The following is a 17,307-nucleotide window of genomic DNA, read 5'->3' as shown; positions in this document are numbered from 1 at the left end:
CGAATGAAATATTTATGGATACTCGGGCTGTTGGTCAGCAGCGGGTATAACGGTATGGCACAAATGAAAGCGCCAGCCGACTGGGTCCACTACGAAGAGGTGCTGGGCGTAAAAAACAATCAGCGGCATTACGACTATGATGTGAGCGTAGTGCGTGCGTCCTGCCCCACTAACGTATTGTGGCCCGGAGAACAACCGTCTTACACCCTGCAGGTGGTGAACCGGCTCAACGAGCCAATAATAGCCACCGGCAGCATTGAACTGATACCTTACGGCACCCGCGGCCTTCCCGGCGATATCTGGTTGCCCGAGATGGTCCGCCAGGGAGAAGTGACCACCGTTCCCGTGAAAGTGAACATCCCCGCCGGCGGATATATCAACATAGAACATTTACCCAGCATACCCGCCCGCTTTGGCGGGTATGCCCTGGTGATGGACCTGGGGCGGTATGGCCGCCGTATGATCACCAGCCTGGTGCGTACTTTCGCCGCTAACCCGCAACGGTTGCAGTACCCCAAACAATCGCTCGACGATATGGGCGCTGATTTTCTGCAACGTATAGGCGTGCAGGCGATCCGGATGGGCGTGGATTACACGCCTACTACCGCTCCCGACTACACGCAGAAAATGAAGGAACTGGACGCTAAAATAAAAGAGTACCAGTCCAAAAACATTACGGTGCTGCTCATGTTTGGCGCCGGCACAGCGCCGCTGCCACTGGGCATGCCGCGTTCTTTCCTCGATTCCAACCGCGTGATGAAAAAGACCAAGCAGGATTTTGTATGGGCGCCTGGCTCCGATGCTGATTTCCAGCTGTTCGTCAACCGGCTTTGTGTACAGTACGGCTGGCCCAGGGGGCCGGTCACCGCGGTATCGCTGTGGAACGAGCCCTGGGAGGGCGCTTCCATCTCCGGATGGCAGTCAGACATACTGCGCTACCGCGAGATATATACCGTGATGGCGCAAGCCGTGCTGGACGCACGGAAGAAAGGCGCCGATGTATTAGTCGGCGGTGGCGATTCCAACTCCAATGCCTGGGACAAACTTTTTGCCGATGGCAAAATGACCTTCCTGCCTGTTTTCGATTTCTGCTCCATTCATTATCAGGGCATTGAAACGCCGGCCCTTTATCCGGAGTGGGTTAACCGCCAATCACCCAGAGGCCGTGTTAAAATCTGGGACACAGAAAGCTGGGTAGGCAATACCGATGATCGTATAGGCCTTACCGTAGCCACTAACCGGGCCTCCGGCTACGACCGTTCCATGGGCATTTATGCCGGTTACATGTATACCGGCGGCCGTGGCAGCGAACATTTCACGCAGAAAGTACGGACGCCGGAAGGCACCAAAGAAATTACGCGCATCCCGGATACCTGGTCACAGGCGGCCGCGCTGGGCGCAGTGCAGCACCTGGTAGGCGAACGTAATTTCAACCGGCTGCTGTTCACCAACGGGCTGCCCTGGATCATGGTATTTGACGGACAAAACAATCCGGACGACGGTACCGCTGTCGTATCAGGCGATATCGGTGAAGCATTTGGTCCCGAAAGAGTGCTGTTCCGTGATGTAAGAGGTTTGCCCGAAATGGCAGACAAAGAGCAAATCAGGGCCGCGCTGGCTGCCGGCAGCGCTAATGCTGACAGCCTGCAACAGGCGCTGCAGCAATACCGCCCGCTGAGCGGCGGCCGTATGCTGCTGCCTGCCGCCTCCTATCTGCGGCTATACGATTTCTACGGCAACCAGCTGTTTGCAGAGAACGGGTATCTGACCATACCGCTCAACAGCCAGGGCTACTACCTGCGCACCGACGGTTCGAAAGGTGCTTTCATCAAACTGCTGGCCGCGTTAAAAACCGCGCGGATAGAAGGTTATGAGCCTGTGGAGATTATCGCCAAAGATATGACCGCCCGTATTTCACAGTCTCCGGTGATGCGGTTGCAGCTGACCAATATTCTGAACCGGCCGGTGAAAGGGCGTCTCGCTGTGGCGTTGCAGGGACTGCGTGTATCCGTTCCCGATACCGTGACGCTCGCCCCGCATGAAACCCGTACTATTCCCGTGCAGATCACCGGGGGCGTGGCCGCCGCCAATAACACCTATCCCCTCTCCGTGCATTTTGATGCCGGCACAGACGGGATGGCCACCCACTATGAAGATATGCATGTGAACGTGATATCGCGGTTAAGCATACGCGTAGATGGCAAGCTGGACGACTGGCAGCAGGCTTTACCGCAGACCGTCAGCAGCAAAGGCGCCGCCACCGTGAGCGTGACAGAGGCCGCCTGGTACCCGTTCAAAAACTTTGATACCAACGCCAACGGCTATGCCAACGGGTACTTCGCCTATGACGACCAATACTTTTATTTCGCCGCCAAAGTGGCCGACAGTACGCCGCATCCCGGCACGTACCGCTTTGCGCAGCGGCCGGACGACGAGTTCTTTTATCCCGATACCTCCTATGTACTGGACATGCAGCAGTCACTTATCATCAAAGAAAACAGCGTGCCCGCCACCGATGCGGGCGCCTTACAGCTGCCCAATGGCGACGGGCGTATCATGCACTACTGGGAAAGCGGCGACAATACCAATTCCTTCGGGCTGGACCTTCATCTGCCGAAAGCCACACAGGTAGCATTGTACCTGCCATCGCTGCGGGTGTCTTCCGCCAGGCTGGAAGTGTATGATAACGCCACCGGCAAAAACCTGTTCCGCCGTACACTCACCAACCTGTGGGGCGGCGCCTGGGAAGTGCTGCGCCTCGAAGGCGATGTGCGCATCGTGCTGCACAGCAACGCCTGGTGGTATACCGCTAAACTGGCCGCGCTCATGTTTGACCAGCCATCATCCGACAGCATTTTTGTAAAAGAGGATTTTGATACACGCGGCAACTGGAAAGGCGTATATGGCGCATGGGGGCATCACATCGTGGGAACAGCCGCGCGTTTACCCGCCGGCGTTACCATCACACCCGCCTTTAAAGAGATCAAACAGCCGTTGATATGGCCGGCAGGCGTACGGCACTACACCTATCAGAAAAACCCTGTAACGCCCGATAACTCAGGACTGGGGTATTCGTACGACAATGTATTGCTGGCGTTCAATATTATTCCGGAAGGGAAAGACGGTATGTTGTCCCATCCGCCGGGCACAATGCCGCGTTTTACCGGTTACAAATGCACCGACTATGAATATGCGTTTAATCCCGTAGCCGCCCAATATGGCGGAGGCACGGAGATGTGGCGGCTGCTGGTACCGGGGCTTAACCGGAAACACTTCTTTCCGCGGCAGCCTAAATCTGAAAAAGAGGGGCCTGTTACCAACAGCAAGCTGGTGGTCCGCCGTGAAGGCAATACCGTGATCACCGAATGCGCCATCCCCTGGAGCGAGATACCCGACGTAAAAGCCGCTATGGACAAAGGAGAACGGATAAAGCTTTCTTTCCGTGTAAACGACAACGGCGCTCCCGGCAGCTGCATGGAACTGGCCAAAGAACGGAGCGTGTCCAAACTCAATGCCCGTGCCTTTCACCCCGACTGGAAAGTACACTGGGCCAATGAAGTAGAATTTGGCGTGGAAAAGTAACTCAGTCTTTTGCGAACCGTATAATCATGTCCGTTACCTGGAAACTGCTGCGTGCAGGTTTCTTTTCTCCGGGTACTACCAATCTGAAGGGCCCTTTTCCGGCGGGCAGCGGTTGTCCGCCGGATTCATCTGCCAGTATCACCACTCTGTCCGTAAAACTGCTGTCCAGTTCCGCCAGCGAGAACAACACCTCATAACCATCGGCACACCGTACCAACAGGTATTTGCTGAGGTTCTCCCCTCTTAACGTTTTACCGGTAGTAACACCTGCCTGTTCCAGGATTTCCTGCACAGGCACGCCGGTATAGGCGTGATCGTTACCGTCGCGGTCTTTCAGGGAAACCGTGGTGCGTTTCATCTGGCGCAGGTTTTCAGGATAGAGCGTCAGCGGACGGGTTACCTCTCCGGATACTTTCACCGCCGGTTTTTGTTGAGCCATGGAGGTCGTACCTGTGAGCAGCAGCAGTCCTAAAAAACAGTTTTTTATCATCAGCTTAATTATTATCAAAAGGGTTGGAAAAGCGTGGGTCTGTAATAAACGTTGAATCCGTGAGCATATGCAGGAAGGCCAGCAGGTCCTTTTTTTCCTGCGAAGTCAGTAGCAACGGCTGTTGCAAAAAGGGGCTTAGTGTCCCGCTATGGACCACGTGTTCGCTGTAATGATCGATCACACTTTCCAGGTCGGGAAAACGGCCGTCATGCATATACGGCGCTGTAAGGGCGATATTACGCAGCGTGGCCACCCTGAAACGGCCTTTATCATACGCCTGCCCGGTGATCTGCTGCCGGCCTGCATCAGCAGGGAGACTGTCCAGCCCATTGTTGTGAAACAGGTCGCTATACGTTTTAGGGCCACCGTGGCAATGTGCGCAGCCGGCCCCGCGGATACCGCGCACCAGGTCAGTGTTGGCATAGAACAGTGTGATGCCGTTTCTTTCAGCAGCAGACGGCTGGTATTTCCCCTGTAGATACTGATCATAGCGGGAGTTGGCCGAAATAAGCGTACGTTCAAACTGCGCCAGCGCTTTCACGATGCCGTCAGCTGTAATAGTGTCCGAGCCAAAGGCCTGGCGGAACAGCGCAGGATAACGTGGCAGTTGTTGCAGTTTAGCGGCGGATATTTGCAGTGACTGTCCCATTTCATGAGGGGCCGTGAGCGGTATCGCCGCCTGCTCTTCCAGGCTGCCGGCGCGGCCGTCCCAGAAAAGTTGCCGTACCCACAGCAAGTTGGCCAGCGACATGGTATTGCGGGGTTGCAGCACACCATCGGCGCCGGCGCTGAAACGTTTACCATCGGTGAAAGCTTTTGTCTGCTGGTGGCACGTGGCGCAGCTCATCTGACTGGTGACAGACAACGCCTTTTCGTAAAACAAACGGCGGCCCAGCGCTATCCCTTCTTCCGTAACCGGGTTGCCGGCAGGCAAAAACACCCGGTTACCGAAATAATCCGGCCACGACAGGGTTACCGGCACAGGCACGCGCCTGGCAGGCATCTGCGCGGTCATGACGATCATCATCAGCAACAGTCCTGATAATATCATTTTACGGGACGACACTTTTTTGAGGGTAAATATAACAGAAAGCGGTCAACGTTCCCCTAAAGCGCAACTTCCGGAAAAAATAACACGCCCCCTGCGGAATGTATGTCCAACCAACGTACCTTGCAGGGCATTTTATCCATTATTCAGAAACCATATTGTTGTTATCATGAAAAAGGCAATTCTGTTGCTCGGTATCTGTGCCGTGGCAAGTACTACACAGGCCCAGTTATTTGACCGCATCAAAAATAAGGTACAGCAGAAAGTCAATGAGAAAATCGACAAAACCATTGACGACGTTACCGCCCCCAAAAAGAAAGGCGACCAGGGCACTACCAACTCCGGTAACACCACCTCCGGAGAAACCACCAATACCACGCCGGCAGCCGATAACAGCGGTACTGCCAATACAGATATCAAGTCCTATTCCCGGTTTGATTTTGTACCGGGGGAAAAAATCATCATGCACGAGAATTTCGCGCAGGATGCCGTGGGCGAATTCCCCGGCCAGTGGAACACCCGTTCCGGCGCAGAGATCGTGACGGTGAGCAACCGGCCCGGTAAATGGCTGGCCATGAAACAGGACGGCACCTTCTACCCCGAGTACCTGGCCAGCAACCTGCCGGACAACTTCACGCTGCAGGTGGACGTGATGGCCAGCAACGGCATAGCTGGCATCGGCATGCTGACCATCAGCATGCTCAAAGCCGCCAATGCCAATGAAAAATTTGACCTGGCCACTGACAATCAGGTCTCAGCGCCTTCCTTTAAAGTAAGCCTGGCGCCTAAATCGTCCGGAGATGGCTTCTTCCGTTATTCCTCCAATGTGATCGGCAGCAATACTATTAATGGTATGCCGGTGTTCAACGTACCGAAGAAAAACTATGTGCGCGTTTCGCTCTGGCGCCAGAAACAACGGGTACGCGTATACCTGGACAGTACCAAAATACTGGACCTGCCACGCGCACTGGATGCCGGCACTATACTCAATACCCTCGCCTTTAACGCGTATGCGCCCGACTATGACAAAAAGGACGGTACTTTTTACATCAGCAATATTACCCTGGCAGTAGGTGCGCCGGACACCCGCAACAAGCTGATGACCGAAGGCAAGTTCATCTCCCATGGTATCCTGTTCGATACCAACAGCGATCAGATCAAACCGGAGTCTTACGGCGCGCTGAAAGATATCGCCAATGTGCTCACGGAAAATGCAGCCGTAAAAGTGAAAATTGTAGGCCATACAGATGCAGACGGCAACGACAAACTGAACCTGGACCTTTCCAAACGCCGCGCTGACGCCGTAAAGGCAGCCCTGGGCAAAGATTTCGGTATCGATGTGGCGCGACTGGAAACAGACGGCAAAGGTAAAACCCAGCCTATCGATAATAACAACACCGAAGTAGGCAAGGCCAACAACCGCAGGGTAGAATTTATCAAATTATAAATAACGGGCACCATGCACTATTTTTAGTGTCATGAGAAAATTCCTGTTATGCATACTGACTTTGAGCAGTCTTTCCGTGGCTGCTCAAAGTCCGCTTCCCTGGGACCTTTCCCGTCTTCGCGAGACACCCCGCACCTATCCTGCCGACTCCTGCCAGGTACCCGGTTTCCGTTCCTTCTTTTATGAAGGCCTTCCTTACAAATCAAATCCCACAAGGGTTTTCGCCTATTATAAAACGCCAGCCGGCACACCGCCGCCGGGAGGATGGCCCGCCGTGATATGTGTACATGGCGGCGGCGGCACTGCCTTTCCCGCATGGGTGCAGGCATGGGTAGACCATGGTTTCGCCGCCATAGCCATGGACCTGGAAGGACATCTGCCTTCCGGCAGTCATCCCAACAGACCGGCGCATGCCTATGGCGGGCCGCCGCGTATAACCACCTTCGGCGACATTGAACTGGCCAAAGAGGAGCAATGGTTCTATCACGCCGTAGCCGACGTGAGCAGAGCGATGTCACTGCTCCGGTCCTTCCCGGAGATCGATTCCCAACGGATAGGCATACACGGTATTTCCTGGGGTGGCGTGATCACGTCTGCCGTTATCGGGATAGACGACCGTTTCGCCTTTGCCATTCCGGTGTATGGCTGTGGTTACCTCTATCAGACCACCGCTCCCGGTTTTAAAATACATTTTGATGCGATGACGCCCAGGCAGCTGGCTACCTACAAACAGCAGTGGGACCCGTCGGTATACCTGAAGAACAGCCATGCGCCTGTCCTTTGGGTAACGGGCACCAACGATCCCGCTTTTCCGCTGGACATCTGGCAACAGTCGGTCTTAACAGGCCAGGGGCCGCAGCTGCAATCGCTGGCCATCACCAGTAAACATGGCCACCAGTGGGAACAGCCGGAGATATTTGCTTTCGCCCGGCAAGTTGTAAAAGACACTGCAGCACTACCGAAATTTACGCTTGCAGCAGCCGAAGACGGACAGTTGGTCATTGCACTGCCGCCAGGATATGAAGCCGCCAAAGCAGCATTGTGTTATACCACTGACACTGCCAACTGGCAGCAACGGCAATGGCATAGCGCTCCTGCAATGATCAGCGGACAAAAAATAAAAGCGGCAGCACCGGAAGGTGCTACCGCTTTGTTTTTTAATATCACCGGTAAAGATTCCCTGACTTACAGCTCAGTGGTGTGCCCTGTTGTGTACCGCAGGAAATAATTACAGCTTGCTTTTCCAGGTGTTGTTGTCCGGTGTGGCATCCATAAAGAGGTTGCCGTCCAGCGAGATAGAGGCCACTGCTTTGTTTGCCGGTACCGTCAATTGCAGCGTACGCGGATTTTTCTTCCACACCGCCGGTGTCTGATGCACTGTCGATTTGGTGCCATCAGTATAGTTCACTACAACGTCAAATGGAATAGCAAAACCACCTTCGTTGCTGATGTTGAGCGTGGCTGTTTTTCCTTTGGCCAGCACACTTTCCAGTTTCAGATCGATGTAGTTATTGCTGAAGAACCAGTTCTGCCAGAACCAGTTGAGGTCTTGTCCGGCCGCAGCATTGAAGCAATAGAAAAAATCCCATGGAATAGGGTGTTTTCCATGCCATTTGTCCATATAAGTGTGCAGGCATTTGCGAAACAGGGCGTCTCCCAGCAGGTCTTTCACCGCCAGATAGGACAGTGAGGCCTTACCGTAGGAGTTGACAGAATAACCGTCGCCCGTCACCTGGTTGGACATGGTAATGATGGGTTGGTCTTCTTCTGCGGACGGGTCGCCGATGTAACGGGCCACGCGGAACTTTTTGTAGAAGTCGTCCGCGCTGGCTTTTCCTTTTTCGTGTATGCGTACAAAATATTCGAACGTAGTGGCCCATCCTTCATCCATATAAGCATAGCGGCTTTCATTGATGCCCATATAGAAAGGGAAATAGGTGTGCGCCATTTCGTGGTCCTGCAGCAGTTGTGCAAAATCAAGGTCCTGTCCCAATGAGCCGTCGTTGACCATCATCGGGTATTCCATGTCCGCATATCCCTGGAAGGCAGTCATCACCGGATAAGGATAAGGTACGCCTGGCCAGTGATGCGAGAAGTATGACAAAGCCGTATGCGCAAAGGCCACCGACTGGCGGAAGTCGTAGGCCGTATCATTGTAGGCCGCCTGTATGCTGGAGCGGCGGCGTGTGGTGCTGTCCACCATCACGCTGGCAGCGTCCCATACATAGTGGTTGCTAAGGCCCAGGGTTACGTCCACAATATCGTTGTAACTGAACTTCCAGGTATTCCAGTCCTGCTGACGGGTCACTTTTCCGGCCAGCATTTCTTCGCGGGTGGCGATGTGCATGACAGCATCGCTGCCGTAGGATGTTTTCAGCCGGGCCGCATATTCCGGTTGCAGTACATCCGCAGCGTTCAGCAGGTTGCCCGTTCCCCATACCACAAAATTCTTCGGCACTTTTACTGCCACTGTATAGTCACTGAAATCATTGTAGAACTCAGCGCGCCCCAGATGTTGCAGCATGTTCCAGCCGTTGTAGTCATCGTATACGGCTACACGCGGATAATAGTAGGCCAGGAAATAGGTGGTACTGTCGATAATGCCTTCCCGCCCGCTTTCCACTGACAGTTCATAGTGCCAGCTGATATGCATTTGCAGGCTGTCTTTCGATGCCAGCGGTGATGGCAGTGATACGGTGCCTACAGTGCCGTTGTCATTGTTGTATGCAACCGTTTTGCCATTGATCACCAGTGTGTCGATCACCATACCGGCAGACAGGTAATCTTTGCTGACATATCCCGAGCGGGGTGATTGTGGCTTGTGTTGATTACCAATCAGATCGAGCACAAGCGTTTCCAGTGCGTCCGGACTGTTGTTGATATAGGTGATGGATTCCCTGCCATATACCACCGGAGAAGGAGGATTAACAGTAAGATGAATATCGTACCGTCCTTTGTTCTGCCAATAGTTGGGACCGGGATTACCGCTACGGGAGCGGGTTTTATTCTCATACGCCTTCCTGATGTTACGTGGTTCGTACAATTGTTGTGCCTGTGCAGCCATCGTTGTAACAGCCAGTAATAACAGGACGTTTAAACATCTTTTCATAAGCCTGAATTGTTGCAGCCTTAAAAATAGGAAAAGTTGGCCCAAAAAAATGGTGTTGTTCAGTCTGCTCGATGGCATACAGGCATAATGATTGTGGTTCGTTTCATAAAACGACAGCCATGAGCACATTTCATATCGATTATCACGGACAGCTGCTGGCCGTTTCACAGGAGTCGGCCGACAGTTTCCTGGTATCATTGCCCAACAGGACCATGCAGTTAGTGAGGAAACAAGACAGTGACGGCGCTGACTTCTGGTTTGAGAAAGACACGGACAATGAAACGCCTGAAACAGCGGAACTGGGCGCAGCCATTAAAGTGGTATTGGGCAGCTGACCCGACATCTCCCTAATTTTAGGTATTTTTTAATTTCGTGTCCCGTGGTTGATGTTCAACTGCGGGACTTTCTTTATCTTTACATATTACTTGATACGACCGGCCGCTTAACCCAATTATTACTGGATCATTTTAGATAGGAAACCTTACTTGATTACTATTCACCTGATATGAAAAACATCTATCGCCCATGATGGCACATTATGATGTCACCAAACTGGAACATCTTGAAAAAAAAACCGACTGGAAAAGGAATTACGCGCATTTCACATCTGGTAACAAATCGTTGTTATTGCCTACCCTGCTGATTATTGCAGGCAGTCTTACGCTGTATGCCCTCAACGGGGGCAGGCTGCTGCAGAGCGGCTACGGGCTGACGGCCGGGCTGATTACAATAGCCGGAGTAGCGCTCTTCGTTATCATCTCCGGAAAAGGGAAACAACAAGTGTTGGAAAACATCTCCCGGAAACCTGTATGTCTCGCCAAGATCATCAAATCCAATGAGCAGCAACAGCTGTACTATGGTATCTTCAGCACCAGCGATACCCGCTGGGACACGGCGCTGCTGCAAAACATTTCCGACCGGGTGGACAATATTCCATTTGACACTAATAATCCTGATGACAAAACTATTGTACGGCTGTTGCGCGCTTCGCAGGTGGGGGTTAACATGCAGACTTACTCCCTGCCCGCTTCCTTCACAGGCGGGCATCAGATCTACCTGAAATCTTTTGATTTTAGCATCCTCGACAAAGCGACGTGTGACTACATACAGCACCGCAACGGTATTTTTCCGGTACTGTATGTAGACAACAGCTATGTGCCGGTAATACTGAAAGATTACATTATTGCTTAGCAGGCGGCACCATCTTGTGGAACAGTGTGTCCAGCCCGCCATAGAGGCTGCGGTGCAGTATCGTGAGATGGTTCTCTGCCGGCATAGGCACGTACTTTGCGTTGATCAGCTGCGGATTGGCCGCCGCCAGTATCCCCGCAAAACGGGTAGCGTCATTTTTCATCACAGCGCCTTCTTCTCCTACGGACAAGTACACACTGACCGGCTGCTTCAGGTTGGCCTGCAACAGTGCCGGCGCTTCCGCCAACAGTGACTGGTTGCTCCACCAGAAGCTGGGGCTGATGATGGCATACTGCTCAAAGAGCGAAGGACGGCGCAACAGCACTTCCGCCGCCAGCAAACCACCCAGCGACTGCCCTACCAGCGTACGGTTGGGCCTTACACGGTAATGCTTCGAAATATAAGGCTGCAGGTCTTTCTCCAGGAAAGCGATAAACTTCGCGGAACCACCGGTAGTGGGATAGGCTTTTTTATCTTCCGCAATCGTGGTCGGGAAAGTGAAGTCCCGTTTACGGTCCACATTGGCGATACCTACCAATATCACCGGCGGCATAAAACGGATCATGGTCAGGTACTGCACCAGGCCCGACACATGTATAAAGTCCTCATTGGCCGATCCATCCAACAGATACACCACCGGATAGGTGGCCGTGTCTTTACTGTAGCCTTCCGGCAGATAGATATTTAATGTTCTGGATTCTCCAAGCTCGCGCGAGGTTATTTTATCAGTTACACCAAGCACAAAAGGGGTTTGCTGGGCCTTTGCCACTATAATGCTGCCCAGTAACAGGCAGCTGATTAAAAATTTCTTCATAAAAAAACAGGTCAACTTGTTGTTCGTGCCCGAAGATAACGGCTATTTGTTTATCTTTTTTGCGATTTTATGTGTATGTTACCACTGCGGTGCTGTTGCCGGCACTGCCCAAAATTCGCACTATATTAGTAACCAGGTCAGAAAGGGAGCGAATATGTCTATGCAATCAGATACACTGGAGCCAGCCAGTCTTTTTAAAGCCTACTACCAGCGGCTGTGTTATTTTGCCTTCCAGTTTACGGGAGACAAAGACCAGGCGCGTGATATTGCACAGGAAGCCTTTGTCAGCTACCTGGGACAACGCGGGCAGGTAGCGCCTCACCCGGTGGCCATCAGGAATTTTCTGTACACCACCGTCCGCAATGCCTGTCTGAACCTTTTACGCCATGAAAAAGTAGTGGAGAAATTTGCCGCTTCGCAGCCTGTTCCTCCGTCCGATGACGCCACCGTGGTATTGACCATGATCCGGTCTGAGGTACTGGGAGAAATTAATCGTGTACTACAGACACTTCCTGAAGCATGTCAGGAAATCATCCGCCTTGGTTATATAGAAGGCCTGAAAAACCAGGAGATCGCCCAACAGCTGAACATCAGCATCAATACCGTCAAAACGCAGAAGAAGCGGGGCCTTCACCTGCTACGGCAACGGCTGAACCCTGAAATTTACAGCCTGCTTTTCCTTTAATTCTTTCTTTTGAAAAAAAACTTTCTGTGTTTGTCACCCCTTTTTTGAGGTAACGTTTCTTTATCATGGAAACGACCAAATGGACCAACATCACGATACTTTTGACCAAGCCGCGCTGATATTGCGTTGCCTGCGCGGAGAAGCCACCAGCGCCGAACAGCAACAGCTGCAAATATGGCTGGCGGCAGATCCGCGTCACGAAGCGTTGTTCCGTGACCTGCAAGACCCGGAGCAACTGGCCGCCGGTATTGCCTTCCAGGAAACGATAGACGTACAGGCCGACTGGGAGGCCGTGCAGGCCCGCATTTCCACGCCGCCGCCTGTCCGCAGGCCGGTATGGATAAAACTGGCCGCATGGACCGCCGCCGCTGCCGCCGTGGTCACCGGCATTGTATGGTTGTACTCCCGGCCGGAAAACAGCAGGGATGCCCGGATTGTAGCAGACCAATCGCACACTTTCCGTAACGACGTGCTGCCCGGCGGCAACCAGGCCGTATTACAACTGGGCAACGGCAAAACAGTGACCTTGGGCGGCAAGGGCAGCCAGACCATCACCGAAGCCGATGGCACCACTATTCAACGGGGCAATGGCAGTCTTGTTTATACAGATGCCAACGACAGCGCCACCACCAGCTTATACAATACGCTGACCACCAACAGGGCCGGGCAATACCAGCTGACGCTGGAAGACGGCACCAAAGTATGGCTTAATGCCGCGTCCTCCCTCACTTTCCCCGTTCATTTCAACGGAACAGAGCGGAAAGTGGCCCTTACCGGCGAAGGATATTTTGAAGTGGCAGCCAATGCCCGTCAGCCTTTTAAAGTGACTGTCAACGGCGTGGACGTGCTGGTACTGGGGACCAGCTTCAATATCGGGGCCTATGACCATACCGTCAACACCACACTGGTCAGCGGGGCCGTTAAAGTACAGTTGCCCAGCAAACGGTCCTGGCAGCTTGTACCCGGCCAGCAGGCCCGTGTACAGCACGAGCAGGTGTCCATCACCTATGCCGATACCGAAAAAGCCATAGCCTGGAAAGAAGGCATCTTTTATTTTAAAGACGATGATCTCCGCGACATCATGGAGCAGGTGGCCCGCTGGTACGACCTGGAGCTGGACTTCAAAGGCCCCCTGCCCACCGGAAAAATCAGCGGCAACATCAGCAGGCAGGCAAGACTGTCACAAGTACTGGAGATGCTGAATTATGTAAGCGGCGCCCATTTTGATATCCGGGGCCGTAAAGTCAGCGTAGGCCTATAACGTAAACGAGTACACGCGAATTAACAATACCTGTAATGAAGAACACTGAAATGCCAAAATTAACGGGACATAACCGCTATTAATCTAAAATTCAAACTGATGATGAAAAGATTTATTTCCGCCTGCCGGCGGGGCATGCTATTCCCTTTGCCTGTAAAAATCCGTGCGGCGGCGCACCTGACCGCCCTACTGCTGTTGCTGGCCGCGCTGAGCGTATCGGCCACCGGCTATGCGCAAAAGATCACACTTTCCATGCAGCAGGCGCCGCTGGAACAGGTGTTTGCCGCCATCCGTCAACAGACAGGCTACTATTTCCTGTATAACAACGAGCTGCTGAAAAAAACCGGTAAAGTCAACGTACAGGTAAAAGATGCAGACATCACCACCGTGATGGACCAATGCCTCGCCGGGCAACCGCTTGCCTACAAGATCATTGACCGTACCATCTCCCTGAAAGAAGCGCCGGTAAAGCAGCCCGCCTCCCACCTCGCAGCAGACACCCTCATCACCGGTAAAGTGACCGATGAAAAAGATGTGCCGCTGCCCGGTGTGACCGTTACCGTAGAAGGCTCCACCAAAGGCACCGTGACCGATGGCACCGGCAGATACAGCATACAGCTGCCCGCCGGCGCCAAAGCCCTGCTGTTTTCTTTCATCGGTTACAGCAAACAACGCCTCGAACCCAATGGCAGCACCCAGCTGAACGTGAAGATGAGCGAAGGCCCCAAAGGTCTGTCAGAAGTAGTGGTGACCGCGTTAGGCATCAAAAGGGAAAGTAAATCGCTCGGTTATACCGTGGCGGAACTAAAAGGCGCTGATCTTTCCGAAGGAAAAGAAGTGAATGTGGCCAATGCCCTCTCCGGTAAAGTGGCCGGCGTACAGGTAAGCCGCCCCGCCTCCGGCGCTGGCGGTTCTTCCAAAATCGTTATCCGCGGCAACAACTCCCTGCAGGGCAACAGCCAGCCGCTGTACGTGGTGGACGGCGTGCCACTCGACAACCAGAACATCGGCGCAGCCGGCAGCACCGGCGGTGTAGACTATGGCGATGGCATCTCCAATATCAACCAGGACGATATCGAAAGCATCTCCATCCTGAAAGGCCCCAACGCCGCCGCCTTGTACGGCCAACGGGGTAGCAACGGCGTGGTGCTTATCACCACCAAGTCCGGCAGCTCGCGCAAAGGCATCGGCATCAAATTCAGCAGTGACTACTCTATCGGCCATCCACTGGTGACGCCCGATTTCCAGGATGAATACGGCCAGGGCCTCAATGGTGATTTCACCCACTTCCGCGCTACCGATGGCAAGATATACACCATGGAACAGGCTAAAGCACAAGGCCTGAAAGGAATGCCCAAAATGAGCGCTGGCCGCGACCGTATCGCCCGCAGCAGCTGGGGCCCTAAAATGGAAGGCCAGCAATATGAAGACCAGTGGGGCAATATCCTCAGCCTCACTCCTCAACCCAATACCTACAAACAATTCTTTAACCTGGAAAAACAACTCGTCAATAATATCAGCGCCGAAGGCGGCAATGATAAAGTCAACTACCGTTTTTCCTACTCCAATACGCACGTAGACGGCTATGTGCCTTCCAATACGCTGGACCGTAATACGTTTACCCTCCGCGCGCAGGCATCCATCACACCGAAGCTGCAACTGGATGCTAAAATGAACTACATCAACCAAAAAGGAAAAAACAGGCCTACCCTCTCCGATGCATCCGATAACCCCGCTTATCTGTTCATCAGCCAGCCACGCAGCATGCCTATGTCTATCCTCGCAGACTACGCCTGGACAGCGGCAGATGTGGCCAAACAGCTCGGCTACAGCGGCGTTACGCCCGGACTGGAAAAAACCTATGCCACCAACAGTTCCACCGCCAATCCTTACTGGACCATCCATAAAACTTACAACGCCGATCAGCGCGACCGTGTGCTGGGCATGCTCCGCCTGTCGTACGACTTCACCAAATGGCTGAAACTCACAGCCCGCGGCGGTACCGATTTTTACACCGAACAACGCCTGCGCTACCGCGCCAAAGGCACCTATCAAAGCCAAAACAGAAACGGAGATATCGAAGAAAGAGTGCTGCGGGTAAGGGAAGACAACTACGACGTGTTGCTCAATGCCAACCTGCCACTCAACAAAGACTTTACGCTGGGCCTCAACGCCGGCAGCAGCCATCAGAAAAAATTCTACCGCATGACCGGCAACACCGGCAAAGAATTCATTGTACCGGACCTGCATGTGATCAATAACACACTGACCAATTCCTACCTTTTTGATCTCCAGGAATCTGAAATCAACTCCGTGTATGGCTTCGGCCAGCTGTCCTTCCGCGACTACTGGTTCCTCGATTTCTCCGCCCGCAACGATTGGTCTTCTACCCTGTCCGCGAAAAACAATTCATTCTTCTATCCTTCCGTGAGCACCAGTGTGATCATGACCGACATGCTCAACCTGAAAAGCAATGTGCTCACCTACTGGAAGCTCCGCGGCTCAGTAGCACAGGCAGGCAGCTCCGGCAACCCTTACCAGTTGACCGGTACCTACAGCCTCGATCAGTTCACCCATGGCGGTCAGCCGCTGGGCTATTTTACCTCAGTGATCCCTGACCCTAACCTGAAAAACGAGCTGACCACCTCCGTGGAATTCGGCACAGACCTACGGTTGCTGAATAATCGTTTAGGCATCAGCTTTACTTACTATAACGCCGCTACGAAAAATCAGATCCTGGACGTGCCGCTCCCGCCGTCCAGCAAGTTTGAAGCACGCCGCATCAACGCCGGTGAAATCCGCAACCGCGGCATCGAAGTGTCTATCAACGGCACTCCGCTGAAACTGGCCAACGGCTTCACCTGGGAAAGCGCCTTCAATTTCTCCCGTAACCGCAACGAAGTGGTGTCCCTTACCGCCGGCGTAGAAACCTTTGTGCTCGGCAGCGACAGGGGCATCAACGTGATAGCCGCTCCCGGAAAGCCTTTCGGCACCATGATCGGCACCGGCTTCGCCTGGCTGAAAGATGAAAACGGCAACCGCCTGATAGACCCCGCTACCGGGTTGCCGCTGCGTACACAGGGCCGCCAGCTGACAGAACTGGGTAACGCGCTCCCCGACTGGACCGGCGGTTTCTCCAATACTTTCCGTTATAAAGGCTTTACCCTCGGCACACTGATAGACATCCGCCAGGGCGGTATGGTTTACTCCCAAAGTAACCGGGAAGAACTGATCTATGGCACCACTAAAAAGACGCTCGCCGGCCGCGACGGCAGTTATGTGGCCAGCGGCATGATCGCCGCCAAAGACAACAACGGCAACTGGGTAAGCACCGGTAAAGCCAATACAATGGCCGTAAAAGCACAGGACTACTGGAACGTAGTAGCCAGCGACAAAGAAAACGTAGTGTCTGAAGAGATGATGAACGATGCCAGCTACATCGCGATGCGGGAAATAAGCCTGAGCTATCAGCTGCCCGCCCGGCTGTTCACCGGCAAAATCATCAAACGTGCCGGCATCGGTATTTATGGCCGCAACCTGTTCTACTTCCAGCGTAAAACAGATGGTTTCTCCCCCGAAGCATCCGGCTTCAACGTCAACAACTCCTCCCTGGGCCTGGAATCTACCGCGCTGCCCATGATGCGGAACTTTGGCATCAACCTGAGCCTGGATTTATAATC

General features: G+C 53.4%; 12 protein-coding genes. 8 read left to right on the top strand and 4 right to left on the bottom strand.

Annotated elements, in window-relative coordinates; genetic code table 11:
* Positions 1-3 precede the first annotated feature (3 nt).
* Entirely contained in the window at positions 4-3,582 is a 3,579-nt protein-coding gene (locus tag ACTJJS_RS10640) for a hypothetical protein (protein WP_440663660.1), read from the top strand.
* A gap of 1 nt (position 3,583) precedes the next feature.
* On the opposite strand, the gene ACTJJS_RS10635 is transcribed toward ACTJJS_RS10640, so the two are convergent.
* Together ACTJJS_RS10635 and ACTJJS_RS10630 are read right to left on the bottom strand one after the other, a co-directional pair.
* Positions 3,584-4,072: a molybdopterin-dependent oxidoreductase gene (locus ACTJJS_RS10635; RefSeq protein ID WP_440663659.1), complete on the bottom strand. Its 489-nt coding sequence runs from the start codon at positions 4,070-4,072 to the stop codon at positions 3,584-3,586.
* A 4-nt stretch (positions 4,073-4,076) separates the two neighbouring features.
* On the bottom strand, positions 4,077-5,123 hold the full coding sequence (locus ACTJJS_RS10630) for a cytochrome-c peroxidase (RefSeq protein WP_440663658.1): 1,047 nt from the start codon (positions 5,121-5,123) through the stop codon (positions 4,077-4,079).
* A 166-nt stretch (positions 5,124-5,289) separates the two neighbouring features.
* Between ACTJJS_RS10630 and ACTJJS_RS10625 the strand changes: the two genes are divergently transcribed.
* Together ACTJJS_RS10625 and ACTJJS_RS10620 are read left to right on the top strand one after the other, a co-directional pair.
* Entirely contained in the window at positions 5,290-6,567 is a 1,278-nt protein-coding gene (locus ACTJJS_RS10625; RefSeq protein ID WP_440663657.1) for an OmpA family protein, read from the top strand.
* Between the two features lie 31 nt (positions 6,568-6,598).
* Positions 6,599-7,795, top strand: coding sequence for an alpha/beta hydrolase family protein (locus ACTJJS_RS10620; protein WP_440663656.1), 1,197 nt, complete (start codon positions 6,599-6,601; stop codon positions 7,793-7,795).
* On the opposite strand, the gene ACTJJS_RS10615 is transcribed toward ACTJJS_RS10620, so the two are convergent.
* Positions 7,796-9,676, bottom strand: coding sequence for a M1 family metallopeptidase (locus tag ACTJJS_RS10615; protein WP_440663655.1), 1,881 nt, complete (start codon positions 9,674-9,676; stop codon positions 7,796-7,798). It lies immediately after the preceding gene.
* Between the two features lie 119 nt (positions 9,677-9,795).
* On the opposite strand from ACTJJS_RS10615, the gene ACTJJS_RS10610 reads away from it, so the two are divergent.
* Both ACTJJS_RS10610 and ACTJJS_RS10605 read left to right on the top strand, forming a co-directional pair.
* On the top strand, positions 9,796-10,011 hold the full coding sequence (locus tag ACTJJS_RS10610) for a hypothetical protein (RefSeq protein ID WP_168872909.1): 216 nt from the start codon (positions 9,796-9,798) through the stop codon (positions 10,009-10,011).
* A gap of 190 nt (positions 10,012-10,201) precedes the next feature.
* Positions 10,202-10,867: a hypothetical protein gene (locus ACTJJS_RS10605; protein WP_440663654.1), complete on the top strand. Its 666-nt coding sequence runs from the start codon at positions 10,202-10,204 to the stop codon at positions 10,865-10,867.
* Here ACTJJS_RS10605 and ACTJJS_RS10600 read toward each other — a convergent pair.
* A complete protein-coding gene (locus tag ACTJJS_RS10600; protein ID WP_440663653.1) occupies positions 10,857-11,681 on the bottom strand; it encodes an alpha/beta hydrolase in 825 nt (274 codons plus the stop codon). The genes ACTJJS_RS10605 and ACTJJS_RS10600 overlap by 11 nt on opposite strands.
* Positions 11,682-11,835: 154 nt before the next feature.
* On the opposite strand from ACTJJS_RS10600, the gene ACTJJS_RS10595 reads away from it, so the two are divergent.
* From ACTJJS_RS10595 to ACTJJS_RS10585, 3 genes are all read left to right on the top strand, one after another.
* Entirely contained in the window at positions 11,836-12,366 is a 531-nt protein-coding gene (locus ACTJJS_RS10595) for an RNA polymerase sigma-70 factor (RefSeq protein WP_440663652.1), read from the top strand.
* A 79-nt stretch (positions 12,367-12,445) separates the two neighbouring features.
* Positions 12,446-13,627: a FecR family protein gene (locus ACTJJS_RS10590; protein WP_440663651.1), complete on the top strand. Its 1,182-nt coding sequence runs from the start codon at positions 12,446-12,448 to the stop codon at positions 13,625-13,627.
* Between the two features lie 99 nt (positions 13,628-13,726).
* Positions 13,727-17,305 carry a SusC/RagA family TonB-linked outer membrane protein gene (locus tag ACTJJS_RS10585; protein ID WP_440663650.1) on the top strand — a complete coding sequence of 1,193 codons (3,579 nt, stop codon included), beginning with the start codon at positions 13,727-13,729 and terminating at the stop codon, positions 17,303-17,305.
* Positions 17,306-17,307 lie beyond the last annotated feature (2 nt).

Source organism: Chitinophaga sp. 22308 (assembly GCF_052045305.1).
In the GTDB taxonomy this organism is placed as follows: Bacteria; Bacteroidota; Bacteroidia; order Chitinophagales; family Chitinophagaceae; genus Chitinophaga; species Chitinophaga varians_A.
The sequence above is the reverse complement of the archived record's forward strand: the minus strand, read 5'-3'. Positions and strand labels throughout refer to the sequence as shown.

Excerpts from the sequence above, each read along its gene's own strand:
- ACTJJS_RS10600 (WP_440663653.1), bottom strand. The coding sequence starts at position 11,681 with ATGAAGAAATTTTTAATCAGCTGCCTGTTACTGGGCAGCATTATAGTG.
- ACTJJS_RS10635 (WP_440663659.1), bottom strand. The coding sequence starts at position 4,072 with ATGATAAAAAACTGTTTTTTAGGACTGCTGCTGCTCACAGGTACGACC.
- ACTJJS_RS10630 (WP_440663658.1), bottom strand. The coding sequence starts at position 5,123 with ATGATATTATCAGGACTGTTGCTGATGATGATCGTCATGACCGCGCAG.
- ACTJJS_RS10610 (WP_168872909.1), top strand. The coding sequence starts at position 9,796 with ATGAGCACATTTCATATCGATTATCACGGACAGCTGCTGGCCGTTTCA.
- ACTJJS_RS10590 (WP_440663651.1), top strand. The coding sequence starts at position 12,446 with ATGGACCAACATCACGATACTTTTGACCAAGCCGCGCTGATATTGCGT.
- ACTJJS_RS10640 (WP_440663660.1), top strand. The coding sequence starts at position 4 with ATGAAATATTTATGGATACTCGGGCTGTTGGTCAGCAGCGGGTATAAC.
- ACTJJS_RS10585 (WP_440663650.1), top strand. The coding sequence starts at position 13,727 with ATGATGAAAAGATTTATTTCCGCCTGCCGGCGGGGCATGCTATTCCCT.
- ACTJJS_RS10605 (WP_440663654.1), top strand. The coding sequence starts at position 10,202 with ATGATGGCACATTATGATGTCACCAAACTGGAACATCTTGAAAAAAAA.
- ACTJJS_RS10625 (WP_440663657.1), top strand. The coding sequence starts at position 5,290 with ATGAAAAAGGCAATTCTGTTGCTCGGTATCTGTGCCGTGGCAAGTACT.
- ACTJJS_RS10620 (WP_440663656.1), top strand. The coding sequence starts at position 6,599 with ATGAGAAAATTCCTGTTATGCATACTGACTTTGAGCAGTCTTTCCGTG.
- ACTJJS_RS10615 (WP_440663655.1), bottom strand. The coding sequence starts at position 9,676 with ATGAAAAGATGTTTAAACGTCCTGTTATTACTGGCTGTTACAACGATG.
- ACTJJS_RS10595 (WP_440663652.1), top strand. The coding sequence starts at position 11,836 with ATGTCTATGCAATCAGATACACTGGAGCCAGCCAGTCTTTTTAAAGCC.